Here is a 15,424-nt window from a genome sequence, read left to right on the forward strand (position 1 = left end):
CCGATCAGGGTAACCTGCAGATCATACACCATGAGAACAAGACATTCGATAATGATAGTGACAGATCGTGGTGATCTGTCACCCGTTCAGAATGACTCGAATGCCCTGATAACCTAACCAGGTACCCACGAGGCACAAAATAACGCTGGCCAGCATATAAGCTATCGCCTCAACAAACCGATCAGACTGAAAAAGCCGGAAAATATCCAGTGAGAAAGTGGAAAAGGTAGTTAATGCTCCCAGAAAGCCTACCGTGGCAAAATCTTTCCAGATTGGCGGAAGCAAGCTTTTTTCTACCAGACAATACCAGCCAATTCCGATAAGAAACGAACCAATTATGTTCACCGTCAATGTCGGCAGCGGAAATAGCTGATCATTCCCGGATTTGGCATACCACTCATAAACCAGTGAACGTGCCAATGCACCCAGGGCTCCCCCGGCTGCCACTGCAAGGTAGTTCAACATATACGGGTATTGCATCAGAGATTCCTTTTCAGATGAGATCTGAGACAAATATTACATCGTTTCAAGGGTTTATTTTGGCGATTAAATCAAAATGTGTAAATGAGCAACAAAACTGGAACTTTCCGTAAAAGAAGATACTTTTCCCAATATAAAGAAAGAAACAAAAAGAAATAAATCTGAACTGTCATTCGCTAAACGTATCTAACTTGCTAGAACACTATCAATCCATAATTTAAGAATATACAAGATGAACTTACATCGAATGAAAACGGCAAAGGTACTCACTTTACAAGGTCTGATAATGCTGAGTCCACTTAGCTTTGCAGGCCCTAGTATTACGATTGATGAGGTCAGAGATTCAATTGATACTTCAAGACATATTGATAAAAATTTCATTCCTCCTTGGCTGATCACGTCCGACCAGGCTTCTGGATTTGAGTTAACTAGCAAAAGGGTTCTACTGAATCTAATATCAGACCCCAAAGCAAACGCGTTGTGGCTGTTTAGTTCAAAGGCCTATGATGAGGAAGAGTTTAAGAAAAACCGTGAACGTAAAGTCAATTCTTTACTTTCAGAGAGTGGTATTACTCCAGATACACCTAAACTATTTAATGAATACAAACTCTCAAAACTCAATGCAGATATTCCGAAAAAAACTGCAAAATCAAAATATGAAAGCCATGATAACAACCATCAAATAACAGAGCAGTTTCTTGAGAAAATCAGGGATGAAGATAAGCCAAATGGCATACATTTCTATCACCAGAATTATGCAAACACCAGCCTTGAACCTGATGAAGTTATAGATAACTTCTACTTTTGGCTTGACCGTGAAGGACCCTGGCATATTCAAGATATGATTATAGAACTTACGCATTGACAGCTCTGATAAAAGATGGTCTCAGCCAGTCTTTACCATCAGAGAAGCTCTTAATGAAGTCCCAAATAGCATCCTTGAGCGCATCATTCTTAACGCGATAGATGCTACTGAGAGATTCAGATACTTTCTTGGCCTGAAGGCAGGCATACCCAAAGATAGAGGCAAAAATATGGTTCCTGACCTGCTGCTTTCCTCTCACCTGAAAGCGCTCAATACTGCAGAGTTGTTTCAGCGCCCGGTGATACTCTTCGATCGCCCAATGGTGCAGGTGAAGTTCATTAAAGCCTACCTGTGGTGATACCTCTGATCCAGCATGGGGTGTGTAGACGACGTAATGGCGCAGCTCGTTTTTTAGCCGCGTCCGGTACAAACGCACAGAACCAAAATTACGTAGCCAAACGGTTATTCCCTCTTCAGGAATCTCCAGGCTCTGCACTTGTTGGTAGTCACCCTTTTGGATAGAAACAGTACGGTTGCTTTTAACGGCAAACATAAAACCCAGACCGTTGTTTTTCACAGTCTTCAGGTTTGCGGCACTGCTATACCAGGAATCCCCCGTAACAAATGCAGGTCGTAAGCCCCATACAAGTACTTCTTTCAGCATCTCGAGAAAATAATCATTTTTGGACTTTCCGTCCGCAGAGTCATAGATACGGAAATTGACAGGAAGGCTATAGCCTTTGATATCGGTGTAATAGAGCGTTATGAGATTAATGCCCTTGACGGCTTTATGATGCTTGCCCGAGTAATGATAGCCGATGAATGCCGTGTAGTTACTGTACGGCTTATCCAGCACCGTATCATCAACCGATAGCGTGCCCCCATCAAGAATCAGCCTTGCGGCTACTTCCATGAAAAGGTCATTGGGAGCAAAGTCTTCACGTTGTAGAAAACGGTTAACGCTGTGGTGTGACATATCTCCGATCTCACTAAGGCGAGTACAGGTTGCTGATTTCGGCTCACACAATAGAAACCCTGTATATTTCGGCAAATCACACCCAGCTGTTGTAGGTCTTGTTATCTTTCTACGCACGACGACATCCGCTATTTTTTGCTGATCTAGCAATTTTTACAGCTGCCTGTCAATGCGAAAGTCCTAGATTATCAAAAAAAACAGGGTACTTGCTAGAAGTCAGGCCAAAGCATCATCAGAAAGGTGGCAAACTTGCCGTGAGAGTTATCAAGGGGATTTACGGCAATGCCGTCAGGCTGGAGTAGTTCGAGCACTTGAAGGTATTCCTATTATGGTAAAAGATGAAATTAATGTTTCAGGTTATACCACATCCTATGGACTTGATCCTTTTCGTGTAGATAAGGAGTTTGTCATTCACAGTGAGGATAGTCAGTCCGAAGTTGTAAAGAGAATGATCGATGAAGGGGCTATTGTTCTTGGAAAGAGTAATCAGCATATTTTTGGTTTGGGTGCCTTCGGTTTGAACCCTCATTACCCCCGACTTGGAAATATTTTTAACAGCTCTCATATTCCAGGAGGGTCTTCCAGTGGTTCGGCTATGTTTGCAGGGATAGGAGGACCTCTGGCACTGGGAACGGATGGAGGAGGTTCAATATCGATTCCGGCCGCTAACAATGCTGTGTCCGGACTTAAGCCTACCGAAGGGAAATTGTCTGTTAAAAACTATGACAATGCTGCACCTGGGCTTGTCGCCATTGGATTTATTGGCCAGTCTTTTGAGGACATTGCAGAGGGCTACATGTTGACCAGTCGTCAATGGCCAACAAGCCAGGTTGCAGATACGTTGCAAGACCTCCGTATCGGTATTGACCCCCAGTGGTTTGAGCATGCATCAAAAGAAGTAGCTGAAACCACCATCACCTGCCTTGAAAGACTGACTGATTCTCTTGAGCAATCAGGAGCTACTCCCAATCTTCTGGAAATGGACTATTTGCCTAAAGGTTTCGAAAAACCACTATGGGATACTCATGCTGTACTGTTTGGCCGAGGTGAAGCTGAAGGAAAAGCAAGCTATATCGATAAAGGAATTCCTGCCGAAATTGAACTTGCTTTGATTATGGGGCTCTCTCTGGATCAAAGTACGATTGAAAAAGCGCACGAAAACAAGAAAAGGCTGGCTCATCACTTCCAGAACAATGTATTTTCTAAAGTCGATATTATTGCGATGCCAACCCTACTAACCACTGCGCCAAAGGCCTCTCGCCCGTGGTTTGAGAGCTTTGATAATGGTGAATTAAATCTACCTAAAACCTATCTTATGACGGCACACACAGGCCTCGCAAATCTTACCGGTGGTCCACGTATCACTGTTCACTGTGGGTTTGATGAGGACAACCTGCCAATAGGCCTTCAGTTAATGGGTGATGACAATAGTGAATATTTGTTAATGATGCTTGGTGCTCTAGTGGAAAAAAGCATCTATAAAAGAGATAAAGACCATCCAGCATGGAAAAAAAGACCATACTTTGATCCAATGAGAAATGCATGGTCAGTTAATCAAGAGCCAAAGATCAAATCAAAGCTCTAACCAATATCTGTTCATCCTGCAAGACAGGGCCTGTTGGCAATTACATGTCACAGGTCCTAATACATACTATTTCCATTCAAGGTCTTATTCGGGATTTGTTGAATGGAATCCCAATGCTCTACGATTTTTCCCTTCTCATCAAACCTGAAAAAATCCATCGTGATGTATTCATCATTACCTGGCCATACTTGATGAGTATGAAGGGCTACCATATTTCCCTCAGCTATAGCCCTGACAAAACTTATTTCTTTATCAGGATACTCTTCTTTCATGCGGGTAAAATAATCGACCAACCCTTCCTTACCGTTGGCAACATCCGGGTTGTGTTGTATGTACTCATTACCTCCATAGAGGTCAAACGCTTTTGCTGGTTCCCCCTGATAAGCCATCTGATAAAAATTAATCGCATTCAGTTTATTTTGCTTCAGATCCATATTCGACACCTCGACAACTGATCGATACAGAGCAAATTCAGTTAAGCGATAAACGTAGACGACATAGTCAACCTTTACCACATTGGCTAACATTAGTTTCAGTTCAAGATTGGCTATGATTATAACCGACTAGAAATATGATTGGATAATATCATTATTGAGCACTCTCTTCATCAAGACGCCTGAGCCAGGCCAGCTTTTCCTTAATCTTAATCTCCAATCCACGGTCATTAGGCTGGTAATAGCCCGGAGCATTCATTTCCTCAGGAAAGTAACACTCCCCTGCGGCATAGGCATTGGGTTCATCATGAGCATAACGATAACCATCACCGTAGCCCAGGCTTCCCATTAACTGGGTCGGTGCATTTCGCAGATGATGAGGTACCTCATAGGATGGACTGCTTTTAACGTCAGCCAATGCCGCTTTCCAGGCTTTGTATACTGCGTTACTTTTTGGTGCACAGGCGCAATAAACCGTGGCATGGGCCAGAGCCAGAAGCCCTTCCGGTGCCCCCAGCCGCTCAAATGCCTGCCAGGCATTAATGGCAATCTCCAGCGCTCGAGGGTCCGCATTGCCGATATCCTCACTGGCGATGGCCACCAGCCTGCGAATCACATAGAGCGGATCCCCTCCCCCATCCACAATTCGGGCAGCCCAGTAAAGCGCTGCATCCGGGTTAGAACCGCGAACTGACTTATGAAACGCTGAAATAGTATCGTAAAAAGCATCGCCGCCTTTATCAAAACGGCGTCCTGTGTCAGCAAGAATGGCCTGAATAGCCTCAGATGTGATAACCCCGCTCTCAGCCAGATCAGACGCAACTTCAAGAGTATTGAGTGCCTTACGACCATCACCGTCAGAATAACGAATCAGAATATCCCTGGCACTCTTATCAAGCTGGATCCCCTTGCCCCCCAGCCCTCTCTCTTCATTGGTCAAGGCCTGATCAACCAACTGGCCAATCGCCTCCTCACCCAGTGACTTGAGTACATAGACCCTGGCCCTTGAAAGCAAGGCATTGTTGAGTTCAAACGATGGGTTTTCAGTCGTGGCTCCGATAAAAATAACGGTGCCATCTTCTATATGTGGCAGGAATGCATCCTGCTGAGATTTATTAAACCGATGGACCTCATCAACAAACAGTACAGTTTTACGCTGATAAAATCGCTGTTCATCCTTGGCTCTTGCCACCGCTTCCCGTATATCTTTAACGCCGGAAAGTACGGCAGAAAGTGTTTCAAAGTGAGCGTCAGTTTTCGTGGCAATCAGTCTGGCCAGTGTTGTCTTGCCAACACCGGGAGGCCCCCAGAAAATCATGGAATGGAGCATGCCCTGCTCAAGCGCTTCCCGCAGGGGCTTTCCTCTTCCTAGAATATGTTCCTGACCCAGGTATTCATCGAGCGTTCGGGGACGCATTCTCGCCGCCAGGGGCTCATAGCGATCAGCCACAGGGGTATCAAAGAGTGAGGTCATACCCCGCTCTCATCAATAATATCAAAGCCGGCCTTCTTTAACTTCTTCAGGTCAGGCTCAAACAATTTATTGTCTACAGGCTGATTGAGGTTCACCCGGGTAAAGTCAATGCGACGCTTACCACCAAGAGAATCCACAATACTGATGGCAGAAATCTCATCTCTTGAAAAATGAATTTCCAGCATTTCAAAAAGGTCCGACGCTTTGCGGGGTCTCAGGGTATAAACCACCTCAGGGCCATAGTTCATTCGAGTCACTGCGTACTCTGTCAGAAACTCTCTGGCATCACCACTGAGTAGCTGAACCGCGGTAGGTCCTGACTGGTTATCCTGTTTTTTAATCACCACCTGCTTAAAATCAGGATCGAGCATCCAGAGCTTGCCACCTTTGGCGATGATCTCCTGATTAAACGGAGAAGTGATATTCCAGCGAAACTGGTTTGGCCGCTTCAGCTGCATGCTTCCCTTCTCAACTTTAGGGCGACCGCTTTTATCCATCGTGCTCTGAGAGAAATTTGCACTGACAGTATTCATGGCCTGCAGTTTTTTAGACAGTTCATCAACAGCTTTTTTATCATGTTTCATACTGGCAGGCGTACTGCTTTCAGCCTTTGACTGCATGGATGGTTGAACTGATTTCTGTTCAAGAGACCAGACTGGAATACTAATAGTAAAAACCAGTGGTAAAACAGCAAATAACCGCGTTTTCTTCATCATATAAATGATCTTATCTGGATAATTAATGCTTGGGCGGTGGTGGAGCAATGACTTCTCGATTACCGTTACTCAATGCTGGGCTGACGACACCTGCCGCCTCCATGGCTTCAATCATTCGGGCAGCCCGGTTATAACCGACTTTCAACTGTCGTTGAACCGAAGAAATGGATGCCCTGCGGGACTCGGTGACAAAGGCAACCGCTTCATCATACAGCGGGTCCTGCTCACTGTTATCCAGACCGCCGGAGAATGCACTGCCTTCAGAGCTTTCGCTCACACCGTTCAGAATCTCTTCAACAAAATCCGGGGTACCCCGTTGCTGCCAGTCTGCAACCACCCGATGTACCTCATCATCAGCAACAAAAGCACCATGAATACGAACAGGAACACTCGTTCCCGGGGGTAGATAGAGCATATCACCATGCCCCAGTAGCTGTTCAGCGCCCCCCTGATCGATAATGGTTCGGGAGTCAATCTTACTGGATACCTGGAAACTGATGCGAGTGGGAACATTGGCCTTGATCAGGCCGGTAATAACATCAACGGATGGACGTTGCGTGGCCAGAATCAGGTGAATACCTGCTGCCCGCGCCTTTTGTGCGATACGGGCAATAAGTTCTTCCACCTTTTTACCAACAATCATCATCATGTCGGCAAATTCATCAACGACGACGACAATAAAGGGCAGCGTACCTAACTCAGGAGCCACATCCTCTGCAGAAACCGGCTGATAGAAAGGATCCCTCAGTGGTTCTCCTTTTTCCAGGGCATCTTTCACTTTCCGGTTATACCCGGCAATGTTACGTACACCCATATGCGCCATCAGCTTGTAACGACGTTCCATTTCCGCAACACACCAGCGCAGGGCATTAGCCGCCTCTTTCATGTCCGTCACCACCGGTGCCAGTAGATGCGGAATTCCATCATAAATCGACAACTCCAGCATTTTGGGGTCAATCATGATTAACCGCACATCTTCCGGGCTGGACTTAAACAGCATGGACAAAATCATGGCATTGATGCCAACAGACTTACCAGAGCCGGTGGTACCGGCAACCAGAAGGTGCGGCATTTTAGCCAGATCAACGATCACTGGCTGACCTGAAATATCATGCCCCAGAGCAAGACTGATCGGAGACTGTGCATCATCAAAGGTTCTTGATGAAATGATCTCACTGAAGAAAACGGTTTCTCGGTCATCATTCGGAATCTCAATACCCATGACCGACTTTCCGGGAATCACTTCCACCACACGAACACTGACCACGGCTAGAGAACGGGCCAGGTCACTGGCCAGATTGGTAATTTTACTGGCCTTGGTACCCGGTGCTGGTTGAATCTCAAAACGGGTGATGACCGGGCCGGGATGAACGGCAACCACTTCGACATCGACGTTGAAGTCTTTTAACTTCAGTTCCAGCAAACGGGACATCGCATCCAGTGACTCAGGACTCATGGCCTTGCCAGAGTGGCGTGCTTCATCAAGTAATGAAACGGTTGGTAAACTGCCAAGCGGAGTATTGTCAACCAGAGGAAGCGTCTTCTCCCTTGCTGGAGGAGGAATGATAACCGGGGAATTGGGTTTATCGACTTTCTTTTCTACCATCGGTGGTGAAGCCGGAGGCGCATACTCATCCTGAAGCTTCAACGCAGGCTCCTGCTTTTTGACTGGCGGTATAATACTTTTCTCCGGTTGCTTTTGCTTTCTGGCTTCCAGCTTCTCTCTCGACACAAAATAGAGCGCAATCGACTGATCTTTGCAGTAAACGGCAAAGCGTAGGCTCCAATAGCCAACACTGTCCATCAGACGAAACCAGGAAAGATCGGTATAGAGAGTCACGCCTAGCAGGAACAACGCCATCAGCAACAACGTACTGCCAGTCACATTAAAGGCTGGCAGGAACTGCTCAATAACTGATCGCCCAATAATTCCGCCACTGCCCTGTGGCAGCAATTCATTGAAAGCATGATAGTGCAGTGAAACCAGCGCAGCACCTGAAGCAATGGCCAGAATAAACCCCATACTGCGAATCAGCAGTAACCAGGAGTTCCATTCATCAGGTTCATGCCGGTAGCGAAAGACCTTAATCGCCTTGATCACCAGAATGACCGGCACCATCCAAGCCAGAAACCCAAACAGGGTTAATAACAAATCGGCAGACCAGGCGCCTATTCTGCCAGCACTGTTGGCAATCTCGTTGACAGAGCCAACATGAGACCAGGCGGGATCAACCTTATCATAGCTGACCAGTGCCAACGCGAGAAAAGCGGCCAGTACCAGCCAGCCAAACATAATGCCTTCACGCACCCGTAATGAGAGGGCTTCCGTCACCACTTCCCCCCGGATTGAACGCTTGCGCCGTCGGATGGAAACAGACTCGTCTGACTGATCATTATCCAACTGATTACTCTTTTTACTCACCGACTCTGCCATTCGGCTCCCTGAAATAACTGACTATAAACACAGTAGTTTAACCTGAGAAGATAACACGAGCCCTGAACTGCGGACAATCCTGCATCCTATACCATATAAAGATCAAACATCGGCCAATAACGTGAGAATGAACAGTTTTTGTAGCCCCTTGTCACCTTGCAAGGTATTTTAGAGAGCTATCTCTTATTTAGACAGTGCCCTCAAGGCCAGCTAAGAATGTTACGACGATCCTTCCTGAACTTCTCACAACGAGTGAGCCGCAACCCGGACGCTTCACTTGGCCTGCTATTAGCCACTCTGATATGCAGTATCGTTTTCTCTCCTATCGTCATGGAGTACCAGTCCATTGGGGGTACGCTCTTTTCCTGCCTGATGATAGCCAGTCTGGTTCTTACCTTGAGGTCGCTTACGGAAAACAGTCCGAAAACCCGTCTCTGGTTACAAATTACGGGTATTGCCATCGTCATACTCAGGGCCGTCGTTGAGCTTCCAAACCCACCAGAATGGCTGCCCTTCTTTACCCTGATAGCCAGCATGCTGTTCCATTTGGGTATGATGTTGATGTTGATCCGACACCTATTCAGCGTTAAGCCTCAGGCAGAGAAATTATTGGCCGCGATCAACTTCTACTTACTGACGGGCATCACGTTCAGTTATCTTTATCTGCTGGTTAACCTGTTTACTCCCGGTGCCTTCGATCTTGCTAACCAGAGTATTTCCAGCTGGCCGGATTATCTCTATTTCAGTTTTGTCACCCTGACTACCCTTGGTTATGGCGACATCCTGCCACTTAGTTCCCTGGCCCAGAGTCTGGTATCGCTGGAAGCTATCGTGGGAGTTCTGAGCCCAACGGTAATGATTGCCAGATTTGTTGGAAAATAACACGAAAACCAGTACGAAGTCTGGTGGCAGCGGATGAACTGCCACTACTGTCGGTAGCTTTATATGCGTGAAAATTCAGAGACTGACTGGTAATCCGGAAATGTCATCCCCGGGTTCAATAGAACGGTAAAATGATCGTCATCCAGAAATTCAGTGGTCATTACCCTTCTCTCTGAATCCGATGTGACTTGCGATAAGACCAGCTTTTCATTCTTTAACTGCCTGTGGTAATAGACAATGCCATCAACGTTACTACCGGCCCAGGTACACTCGAATCGATCCCGGCTGCTGTTATAGGTAAGCATCCCCTGCATTCTCACTGGATCAGCCTCTGCTGAGTTCGCGATGTACTGAGCCATCACACCCCGGCCATTATTAACCAGTGCGCCTGTCTGAATGCCAGGGAACGTGCATTTTTCATTATCCCGGTATATGTGAGACTGCACACGAAACTCACCAACAAACGTTCTCAACACGTTTTGCCACAACATCACTGCTCCCTCATCATATCTGCCAGCATTAAATAGCGGTCACTGTCATGGATCCCCTTCAACAAATGATCTGGAATCGACTCCAGCCCATTCATGGCACCCAGGAGAACACCCGTTAAAGCGGCCCTGGCCATATTGTTGCCCCCCCCGTTAATCGCAGACAATACACCCTGTTCAAATTGATCCGGGTATCGATGTATCAGGTAATAAGCACAGGGAAGCTGATGAACAAGTTGGCAATCCATGCCATAGACCTGACTGATATGAAGAGCAGGATCTATATGAACCGTGTCTGTTTGCCAGGCCACCTGCCCATTTCCCGGAGTCAGGAGATTATCGTAACGCTGTATGGCAGACATCACCTCAGAACGTTTTGCCATCCCCGTTAAGTAGCCCGGCAATTCTATCAGTGGAATGCTGTTAGCCATGGCTTGAACCACCAGGGCAAATACCAGCGTATTCTGTCGTATAAAAGACTCACGATAGAATGTCTGCAGGAGTTTTCCTGCAGCGTTTACCAGCTCAACCGGGTCATCAATAGCCAGTGCCAGCAGGGAGACAAACTGTGCTCCTTCTGTGGTATCACAACCCGAAGCAATCTGGGGATCACCCCAGTGCAACCCCGTTCGTCGCATCTTTATCAAATCCACCATCAATTCATCGGTATATCGCCCTGAAAAAGACTCACCGGACAATGGCGCAAAGAAATCATCAAGCCGCTCAAGAAAGTCGGCCAGTACGAAGCCATCACAACTGGCCAGAGATTCAAGCAGCAATACAATCACCTGACCCGTCTGGGAAAGGTCTCCGGCCCTGACTCCCTGCTCATATCGATAATGACTGATGTTGGCAAAACCATGGCTACCATTAACCGCAGGATCCTTATAAGTATCAATCCAGGGGCCATAATCCTGTGCCAGTTGATCGAGGTCATAATACCACTGAGTGCCAACACCCAGGGCATCACCAATCAGTAAGCCAGCCACACCACCCTTTACACGACTCAGCTTACCAATGTCTGGAGGATATGATTTGATGGTAGGTGTTGATGTCATAGAGCGGCCTCACATAAAACCACATATACCTCATGAACATAGTTGAATTTATAGGCTGTCGCAGGGTATTAGCACCTGTTTCACACACGAGCATTTGGAACGGCGATCAAGCAGTAGACCTATACGAATATATACGACTGTTTAATTACATTAGTCAGAGTATTGTTAACTAAAGTCCACGCTATTTATATGAGAATAAGTCCATGGAATCCGTACACGGTCATAATGTACTGAACCTGATCAAGGAACAGGAAGTAGTTCTGAGCAAAGAGGCGCTCCTAACCGCTATCTCAGCAGCATTTGGAGAACAAGCACGTTATCACACCTGCTCCGCACGCGAACTGACGGCGGAAGAGCTTGTTGATCAGTTCGTTGATAAAGGTAAGCTGATCGAAACAGGTGAAGGTATCCAGTACAAAGGGTGCAACTGCCACTGTCATTAAAAAAAGCCCGTGTACGGGCTTTTTTTTGACTCACACTTCTTCAAGCTTATTGAACAGAAACAAAAAACCGGTCACAAGAACCGGTTTCAAAATTTTATTGTTGTTGCCTGTCTCATCTTCGTGGCCTTTGTGTCACCTCCCCCGCGACGTAAAGACCTTTAACTGGAGAAATCCCCCTTCTCTTTTCTCCATCAGGCGTAAGCCATAATACGTATTGTTTTTTTTCGCCATATTGACCTGCATCAACATTACATCATCTTGACAAAAGCCATTCCTGTTCTTTCACAAAGACTCACTTTCCTCCCCCCCCCTGAGGCACTAGCCGAATAACAACGTCATTAACAAAAAACATCATCAAGTGCGAAGACCATGCCGATAACATCTTTTACAAAAAGACAACCAAATTCTCTCGGAATATTATGACTATTAATAAGCTCCCTATCATGATTTTACTGGGCACTGGCTTGTTCACGTTATCAGTAATGAGCAGCTCCAGTGCCATCACATCGGTTTACAAAATTGAAGGTGATCACCAGACCAAAGCCTTAAAACTGTCTGATACGAATATTCAACCACCTGTAGCTCGATCAAACCGGGACCTGATTGAGTATGCCCTTCATTATGGAATGCTCGCAGATGCCTATCAAAAAAGTGCCCAGGGCATGATTACTGAAGGCTACCGTTATCAGCTTCGCCAACTTTACCTTGCCTGGTTACCCAGAGCACTGGAAATCCCCGGGCAAACCATTGAACTCGCAAATGAAGCGGCTTTAAGACAATGGCAGGAGTTACTCGACCAGGCAGACTACCCTGATGAACAGAAAAAAAACTGGATCAATAGGCTGGGTAGCATGCTAACCACATGGTCTGACAAACACCAAAAGCAGGCATTTTCATTAAACAAAATCAACTCAGTACTGGATGAATTCAATAATAAGCTTGGAGAATGCAGTCAGTATTTAAACAAACCTGCCAGTCATGATTTAAAACAGAGTGCCTGTCATAGCATGGGTAATATTACCCGTCAGACATTTGAGCAGCACCTTGACCCTGAACAACTAAGCGCGTCCATGAAAACGACCACGTACCGCTATATTGAGAATATGGAAAAGGTCATAGAGCTTCCCTACTATCAGGCATACATTGATAGTCAAACGGCATTTAACACCATCCTTCGTGATCGCCTGGATACTGGCTATACGTATCAGCAGCTGGCTCAAATTCTTCAATTGGCAGGAATTGATTACCCGGTTATTTATCAACATATTCGAGACCTTTCTCTGCGCCATCCAGACCGTCATTTTCAGTAAACTTCTGGCTTTCTGCTTGGCAGAAAGCCACTGCTTCAGGTTACACTTCGCTATTTAGTCGAGCTGATATTAATGGCCCTGAAAGCAACCATCTATAAAGCTGCTGTCAATATTGCAGATATGAACCGTCATTATTATGCCGACCATGACTTGACCATTGCCCGCCACCCATCAGAAAACGATGAGCGGGCAATGTTGAGGCTGCTGACATGGACACTTCACGCATCTGATAACCTGACCTTCACCCGTGGGATCAGTACAGATGATGAGCCGGACATCTGGCAGAAAAGCCTCAGTGGCGATATTGAAACCTGGATAGAGCTTGGGCAACCCGATGAAAAGCGACTCAGAAAAGCATGTGGCCGATCCAGGCAGGTGTTTATCTATAACTATGGAGGCCGTAGTTCAGATATCTGGTGGCAGCAGTACCAGGACAAAGTAAAGCGGTTTGATAACCTGCATATTTATCGAATTCCTGCAGAAGCTAATGAACTCGCCCGGCAGATTGACAAAAACATGAAGCTTCACTGCATCATACAGGATCAGCAGGTCACCATGGGCAATGATACTGAAAGCATGACAATCGAGATCGCACAACGATTTCCTGATCATTGACGCAGGGTATTCACTGGTTAACAACTTGAGTGGCGACTATCTTAAATGATGAATGTCCCTTCCCTATGAAGGGGCTTAAACTCTTGCCCAGTGGATTCATTATGCGTCACAACCTCTATGCCTTTCCCCATAAAGGCCTTCGTAACGGCCTGACCAGACTTCTGGCAAATATGGACACAACGGATGCAGAAGATCAGTGTGCAGTTCATGCATTAAAAGAACAGGCTTCTGAACTGGCGATTATGGTAAAAAACCACTCTCATTCTGAAAATGAAATACTGATGGTTTCCCTTGCCGAAAAAATGAGTCAGAACTTAACGACACAGCGTGACGTTGAAGAACATGAGCAACTGGATAATCAGATTACCATGCTCTCAGAACAGTTATCCGTGTTATCCGAAGCTCCATCCGAGGAAAAGTTCCAAAGCATCAGGCAACAGGCAAACCTGTTGATCCCCGATCTATTGAAGCACATGCAATTAGAAGAAAACCGTTTTCTACCGTTGTTCTGGCGGTATTTTTCTGACTCAGAGTTAAACCAGCTTCATGATCAAGTGATGGCCAATATGGAACCTGAACAGATCGTGTTATGGTTTAAGTATATCGTCCCGGCTCTGACACCCAGCGAAAGAGACAGCTTAATCACACTGTTAAAGGGCAATGCACCATCGGAGTTTTACCAACAACTGATGAGGGTGGCTGAAAAGGAGTTAAGCTCGAAAGAGTTCGAACATATTAGCACCATCTAAGCCATCTCATCTCTAATCATCTAATTCAAAGGTACAATTTCTAACCAGAAAGACGGCTTTACGTTTGAATTCAGAACGTTCTCATGAGTGCCAATAGATATATTGAAGCGCAATCGTGATTCACTGATCCCCTGCTCCTTTAAATACTGAACAATAGAGTCTTGCAACGCTTGCATTTTGATCTGCCATGTATCCAGCTCTGCCAGGGTATCGGGTACCGTGCTGTGAATGATAAGCAGTGCATTCATGGATGAATCAGAGTTCATGTTTGCTGAAAATGACGTCAGATCAGAGCTCTTTTCAATCTCTGATTTACCGGAAGCAAGTCTCAGGAAACTACTGCCGCTACTCTGTACCGCAGCACTTTCCATCTCATAGTCATGAGGCTTAAAGACATCCACCAAAGTATAAATACGGCCATTCCCGCGTCTAACTGCGTAGACTGCATAAAAGATGTTCTGCTTTTTCCCAATATAAAAAGCCTGTTCTTTATCCTGACCATAGAGCGTTGAGATGTCGAAGATATCATTAGCCCAGAAGTTACTGGCACCACAGGAAAAACTGCGACATTCGAACAACGTCTCAACACCCTCGGCCCGCAACAGGCTGACATAAAACTCATAGCCCTGGTTACTGCTATGACCGGGAGGCAGAAAGTAGAGGTGCCTGATCAGGTGCCCATCAAGCCACTTAGCACCGTCAGAGGTAACAACGCCGTTGACCCGCTTCATCCGATGGGTAATTATCGGATGATTCTGGCGACTCTCATTGACGGAAAGCTCAGTACGGGCATTAGGATACGCTGGAAGTTCCAATGCATTAGTTGAAGGAACAATAACCAGGCAAAGGAAGGCACAGATAATTTTGTTGGTAGTGGTTAAATAGCGCGATTGAAGAGTCTTCAGTAGACCCATGAAATCTACAGTCACTTTATTCATGAAATACAATCCAAGGCTTCCCCCATCGACGCTTCAG

Annotated in this window: 16 protein-coding genes; 7 read left to right on the top strand and 9 right to left on the bottom strand. The window is 46.1% G+C overall.

Features of this window, described 5'->3' with window-relative positions:
• Positions 1-78: 78 nt before the first annotated feature.
• Positions 79-480: a fluoride efflux transporter CrcB gene (gene crcB, locus ACOCLE_RS08090; protein WP_419536275.1), complete on the bottom strand. Its 402-nt coding sequence runs from the start codon at positions 478-480 to the stop codon at positions 79-81.
• Positions 481-727: 247 nt separating this feature from the next.
• On the opposite strand from crcB, the gene ACOCLE_RS08095 reads away from it, so the two are divergent.
• Positions 728-1,345 carry a hypothetical protein gene (locus ACOCLE_RS08095; RefSeq protein ID WP_419536276.1) on the top strand — a complete coding sequence of 206 codons (618 nt, stop codon included), beginning with the start codon at positions 728-730 and terminating at the stop codon, positions 1,343-1,345.
• Here ACOCLE_RS08095 and ACOCLE_RS08100 read toward each other — a convergent pair.
• On the bottom strand, positions 1,335-2,378 hold the full coding sequence (locus ACOCLE_RS08100; RefSeq protein ID WP_419533005.1) for a transposase: 1,044 nt from the start codon (positions 2,376-2,378) through the stop codon (positions 1,335-1,337). The two genes, ACOCLE_RS08095 and ACOCLE_RS08100, sit on opposite strands and share 11 nt — an antisense overlap.
• Before the next feature lie 211 nt (positions 2,379-2,589).
• On the opposite strand from ACOCLE_RS08100, the gene ACOCLE_RS08105 reads away from it, so the two are divergent.
• Positions 2,590-3,846, top strand: a complete 1,257-nt coding sequence (locus ACOCLE_RS08105; RefSeq protein ID WP_419536277.1) for an amidase — start codon at positions 2,590-2,592, stop codon at positions 3,844-3,846.
• A 56-nt stretch (positions 3,847-3,902) separates the two neighbouring features.
• Here ACOCLE_RS08105 and ACOCLE_RS08110 read toward each other — a convergent pair whose 3' ends face one another.
• From ACOCLE_RS08110 to ACOCLE_RS08125, 4 genes are all read right to left on the bottom strand, one after another.
• The gene (locus ACOCLE_RS08110; RefSeq protein ID WP_419536278.1) at positions 3,903-4,280 is read right to left on the bottom strand and encodes an ester cyclase; all 378 of its coding nucleotides are present in this window, start codon (positions 4,278-4,280) and stop codon (positions 3,903-3,905) included.
• A gap of 154 nt (positions 4,281-4,434) precedes the next feature.
• A complete protein-coding gene (locus ACOCLE_RS08115) occupies positions 4,435-5,754 on the bottom strand; it encodes a replication-associated recombination protein A (protein WP_419536279.1) in 1,320 nt (439 codons plus the stop codon).
• The gene (gene lolA / locus ACOCLE_RS08120) at positions 5,751-6,338 is read right to left on the bottom strand and encodes an outer membrane lipoprotein chaperone LolA (RefSeq protein ID WP_419536280.1); all 588 of its coding nucleotides are present in this window, start codon (positions 6,336-6,338) and stop codon (positions 5,751-5,753) included. The genes ACOCLE_RS08115 and lolA overlap by 4 nt, the downstream gene beginning before the upstream one ends.
• 154 nt (positions 6,339-6,492) lie before the next feature.
• Positions 6,493-8,904 (bottom strand): DNA translocase FtsK, encoded by a 2,412-nt coding sequence (locus tag ACOCLE_RS08125; protein ID WP_419536281.1) that lies wholly within the window; start codon positions 8,902-8,904, stop codon positions 6,493-6,495.
• 216 nt (positions 8,905-9,120) lie between these two features.
• On the opposite strand from ACOCLE_RS08125, the gene ACOCLE_RS08130 reads away from it, so the two are divergent.
• Positions 9,121-9,786 carry a potassium channel family protein gene (locus tag ACOCLE_RS08130; RefSeq protein ID WP_419536282.1) on the top strand — a complete coding sequence of 222 codons (666 nt, stop codon included), beginning with the start codon at positions 9,121-9,123 and terminating at the stop codon, positions 9,784-9,786.
• A gap of 59 nt (positions 9,787-9,845) precedes the next feature.
• Here ACOCLE_RS08130 and ACOCLE_RS08135 read toward each other — a convergent pair whose 3' ends face one another.
• Both ACOCLE_RS08135 and ACOCLE_RS08140 read right to left on the bottom strand, forming a co-directional pair.
• Positions 9,846-10,277 (bottom strand): DUF1579 family protein, encoded by a 432-nt coding sequence (locus tag ACOCLE_RS08135; protein WP_419537178.1) that lies wholly within the window; start codon positions 10,275-10,277, stop codon positions 9,846-9,848.
• A complete protein-coding gene (locus ACOCLE_RS08140) occupies positions 10,277-11,332 on the bottom strand; it encodes an ADP-ribosylglycohydrolase family protein (RefSeq protein ID WP_419536283.1) in 1,056 nt (351 codons plus the stop codon). The genes ACOCLE_RS08135 and ACOCLE_RS08140 overlap by 1 nt, the downstream gene beginning before the upstream one ends.
• A gap of 203 nt (positions 11,333-11,535) precedes the next feature.
• Here ACOCLE_RS08140 and ACOCLE_RS08145 point away from each other — a divergent pair, with 203 nt between their 5' ends.
• The 4 genes from ACOCLE_RS08145 (at position 11,536) to ACOCLE_RS08160 (ending at position 14,449) form a co-directional block, all read left to right on the top strand.
• Positions 11,536-11,775 (top strand): YecH family metal-binding protein, encoded by a 240-nt coding sequence (locus tag ACOCLE_RS08145; RefSeq protein ID WP_066016959.1) that lies wholly within the window; start codon positions 11,536-11,538, stop codon positions 11,773-11,775.
• Between the two features lie 482 nt (positions 11,776-12,257).
• The gene (locus ACOCLE_RS08150; RefSeq protein WP_419536284.1) at positions 12,258-13,085 is read left to right on the top strand and encodes a hypothetical protein; all 828 of its coding nucleotides are present in this window, start codon (positions 12,258-12,260) and stop codon (positions 13,083-13,085) included.
• A 72-nt stretch (positions 13,086-13,157) separates the two neighbouring features.
• Positions 13,158-13,700, top strand: a complete 543-nt coding sequence (locus ACOCLE_RS08155; RefSeq protein WP_419536285.1) for a YaeQ family protein — start codon at positions 13,158-13,160, stop codon at positions 13,698-13,700.
• A gap of 83 nt (positions 13,701-13,783) precedes the next feature.
• The gene (locus tag ACOCLE_RS08160; protein ID WP_419536286.1) at positions 13,784-14,449 is read left to right on the top strand and encodes a hemerythrin domain-containing protein; all 666 of its coding nucleotides are present in this window, start codon (positions 13,784-13,786) and stop codon (positions 14,447-14,449) included.
• 20 nt (positions 14,450-14,469) lie between these two features.
• Here the strand turns inward: ACOCLE_RS08160 and ACOCLE_RS08165 are convergent, their stop codons facing one another.
• The gene (locus tag ACOCLE_RS08165; RefSeq protein ID WP_419536287.1) at positions 14,470-15,264 is read right to left on the bottom strand and encodes a DUF4892 domain-containing protein; all 795 of its coding nucleotides are present in this window, start codon (positions 15,262-15,264) and stop codon (positions 14,470-14,472) included.
• Between the last annotated feature and the right edge of the window lie 160 nt (positions 15,265-15,424).

Origin of the sequence: Endozoicomonas sp. (assembly GCF_965196975.1) — a bacterium.
Lineage (GTDB): Bacteria > Pseudomonadota > Gammaproteobacteria > Pseudomonadales > Endozoicomonadaceae > Endozoicomonas.

What these genes read in the sequence shown, in the direction of transcription:
- crcB (WP_419536275.1), bottom strand. Translation starts at nt 480, where the DNA reads ATGCAATACCCGTATATGTTGAACTACCTTGCAGTGGCAGCCGGGGGA.
- ACOCLE_RS08095 (WP_419536276.1), top strand. Translation starts at nt 728, where the DNA reads ATGAAAACGGCAAAGGTACTCACTTTACAAGGTCTGATAATGCTGAGT.
- ACOCLE_RS08105 (WP_419536277.1), top strand. Translation starts at nt 2,590, where the DNA reads ATGGTAAAAGATGAAATTAATGTTTCAGGTTATACCACATCCTATGGA.
- ACOCLE_RS08110 (WP_419536278.1), bottom strand. Translation starts at nt 4,280, where the DNA reads ATGGATCTGAAGCAAAATAAACTGAATGCGATTAATTTTTATCAGATG.
- ACOCLE_RS08115 (WP_419536279.1), bottom strand. Translation starts at nt 5,754, where the DNA reads ATGACCTCACTCTTTGATACCCCTGTGGCTGATCGCTATGAGCCCCTG.
- lolA (WP_419536280.1), bottom strand. Translation starts at nt 6,338, where the DNA reads ATGAAACATGATAAAAAAGCTGTTGATGAACTGTCTAAAAAACTGCAG.
- ACOCLE_RS08125 (WP_419536281.1), bottom strand. Translation starts at nt 8,904, where the DNA reads ATGGCAGAGTCGGTGAGTAAAAAGAGTAATCAGTTGGATAATGATCAG.
- ACOCLE_RS08130 (WP_419536282.1), top strand. Translation starts at nt 9,121, where the DNA reads ATGTTACGACGATCCTTCCTGAACTTCTCACAACGAGTGAGCCGCAAC.
- ACOCLE_RS08135 (WP_419537178.1), bottom strand. Translation starts at nt 10,277, where the DNA reads ATGTTGTGGCAAAACGTGTTGAGAACGTTTGTTGGTGAGTTTCGTGTG.
- ACOCLE_RS08140 (WP_419536283.1), bottom strand. Translation starts at nt 11,332, where the DNA reads ATGACATCAACACCTACCATCAAATCATATCCTCCAGACATTGGTAAG.
- ACOCLE_RS08145 (WP_066016959.1), top strand. Translation starts at nt 11,536, where the DNA reads ATGGAATCCGTACACGGTCATAATGTACTGAACCTGATCAAGGAACAG.
- ACOCLE_RS08150 (WP_419536284.1), top strand. Translation starts at nt 12,258, where the DNA reads ATGAGCAGCTCCAGTGCCATCACATCGGTTTACAAAATTGAAGGTGAT.
- ACOCLE_RS08155 (WP_419536285.1), top strand. Translation starts at nt 13,158, where the DNA reads ATGGCCCTGAAAGCAACCATCTATAAAGCTGCTGTCAATATTGCAGAT.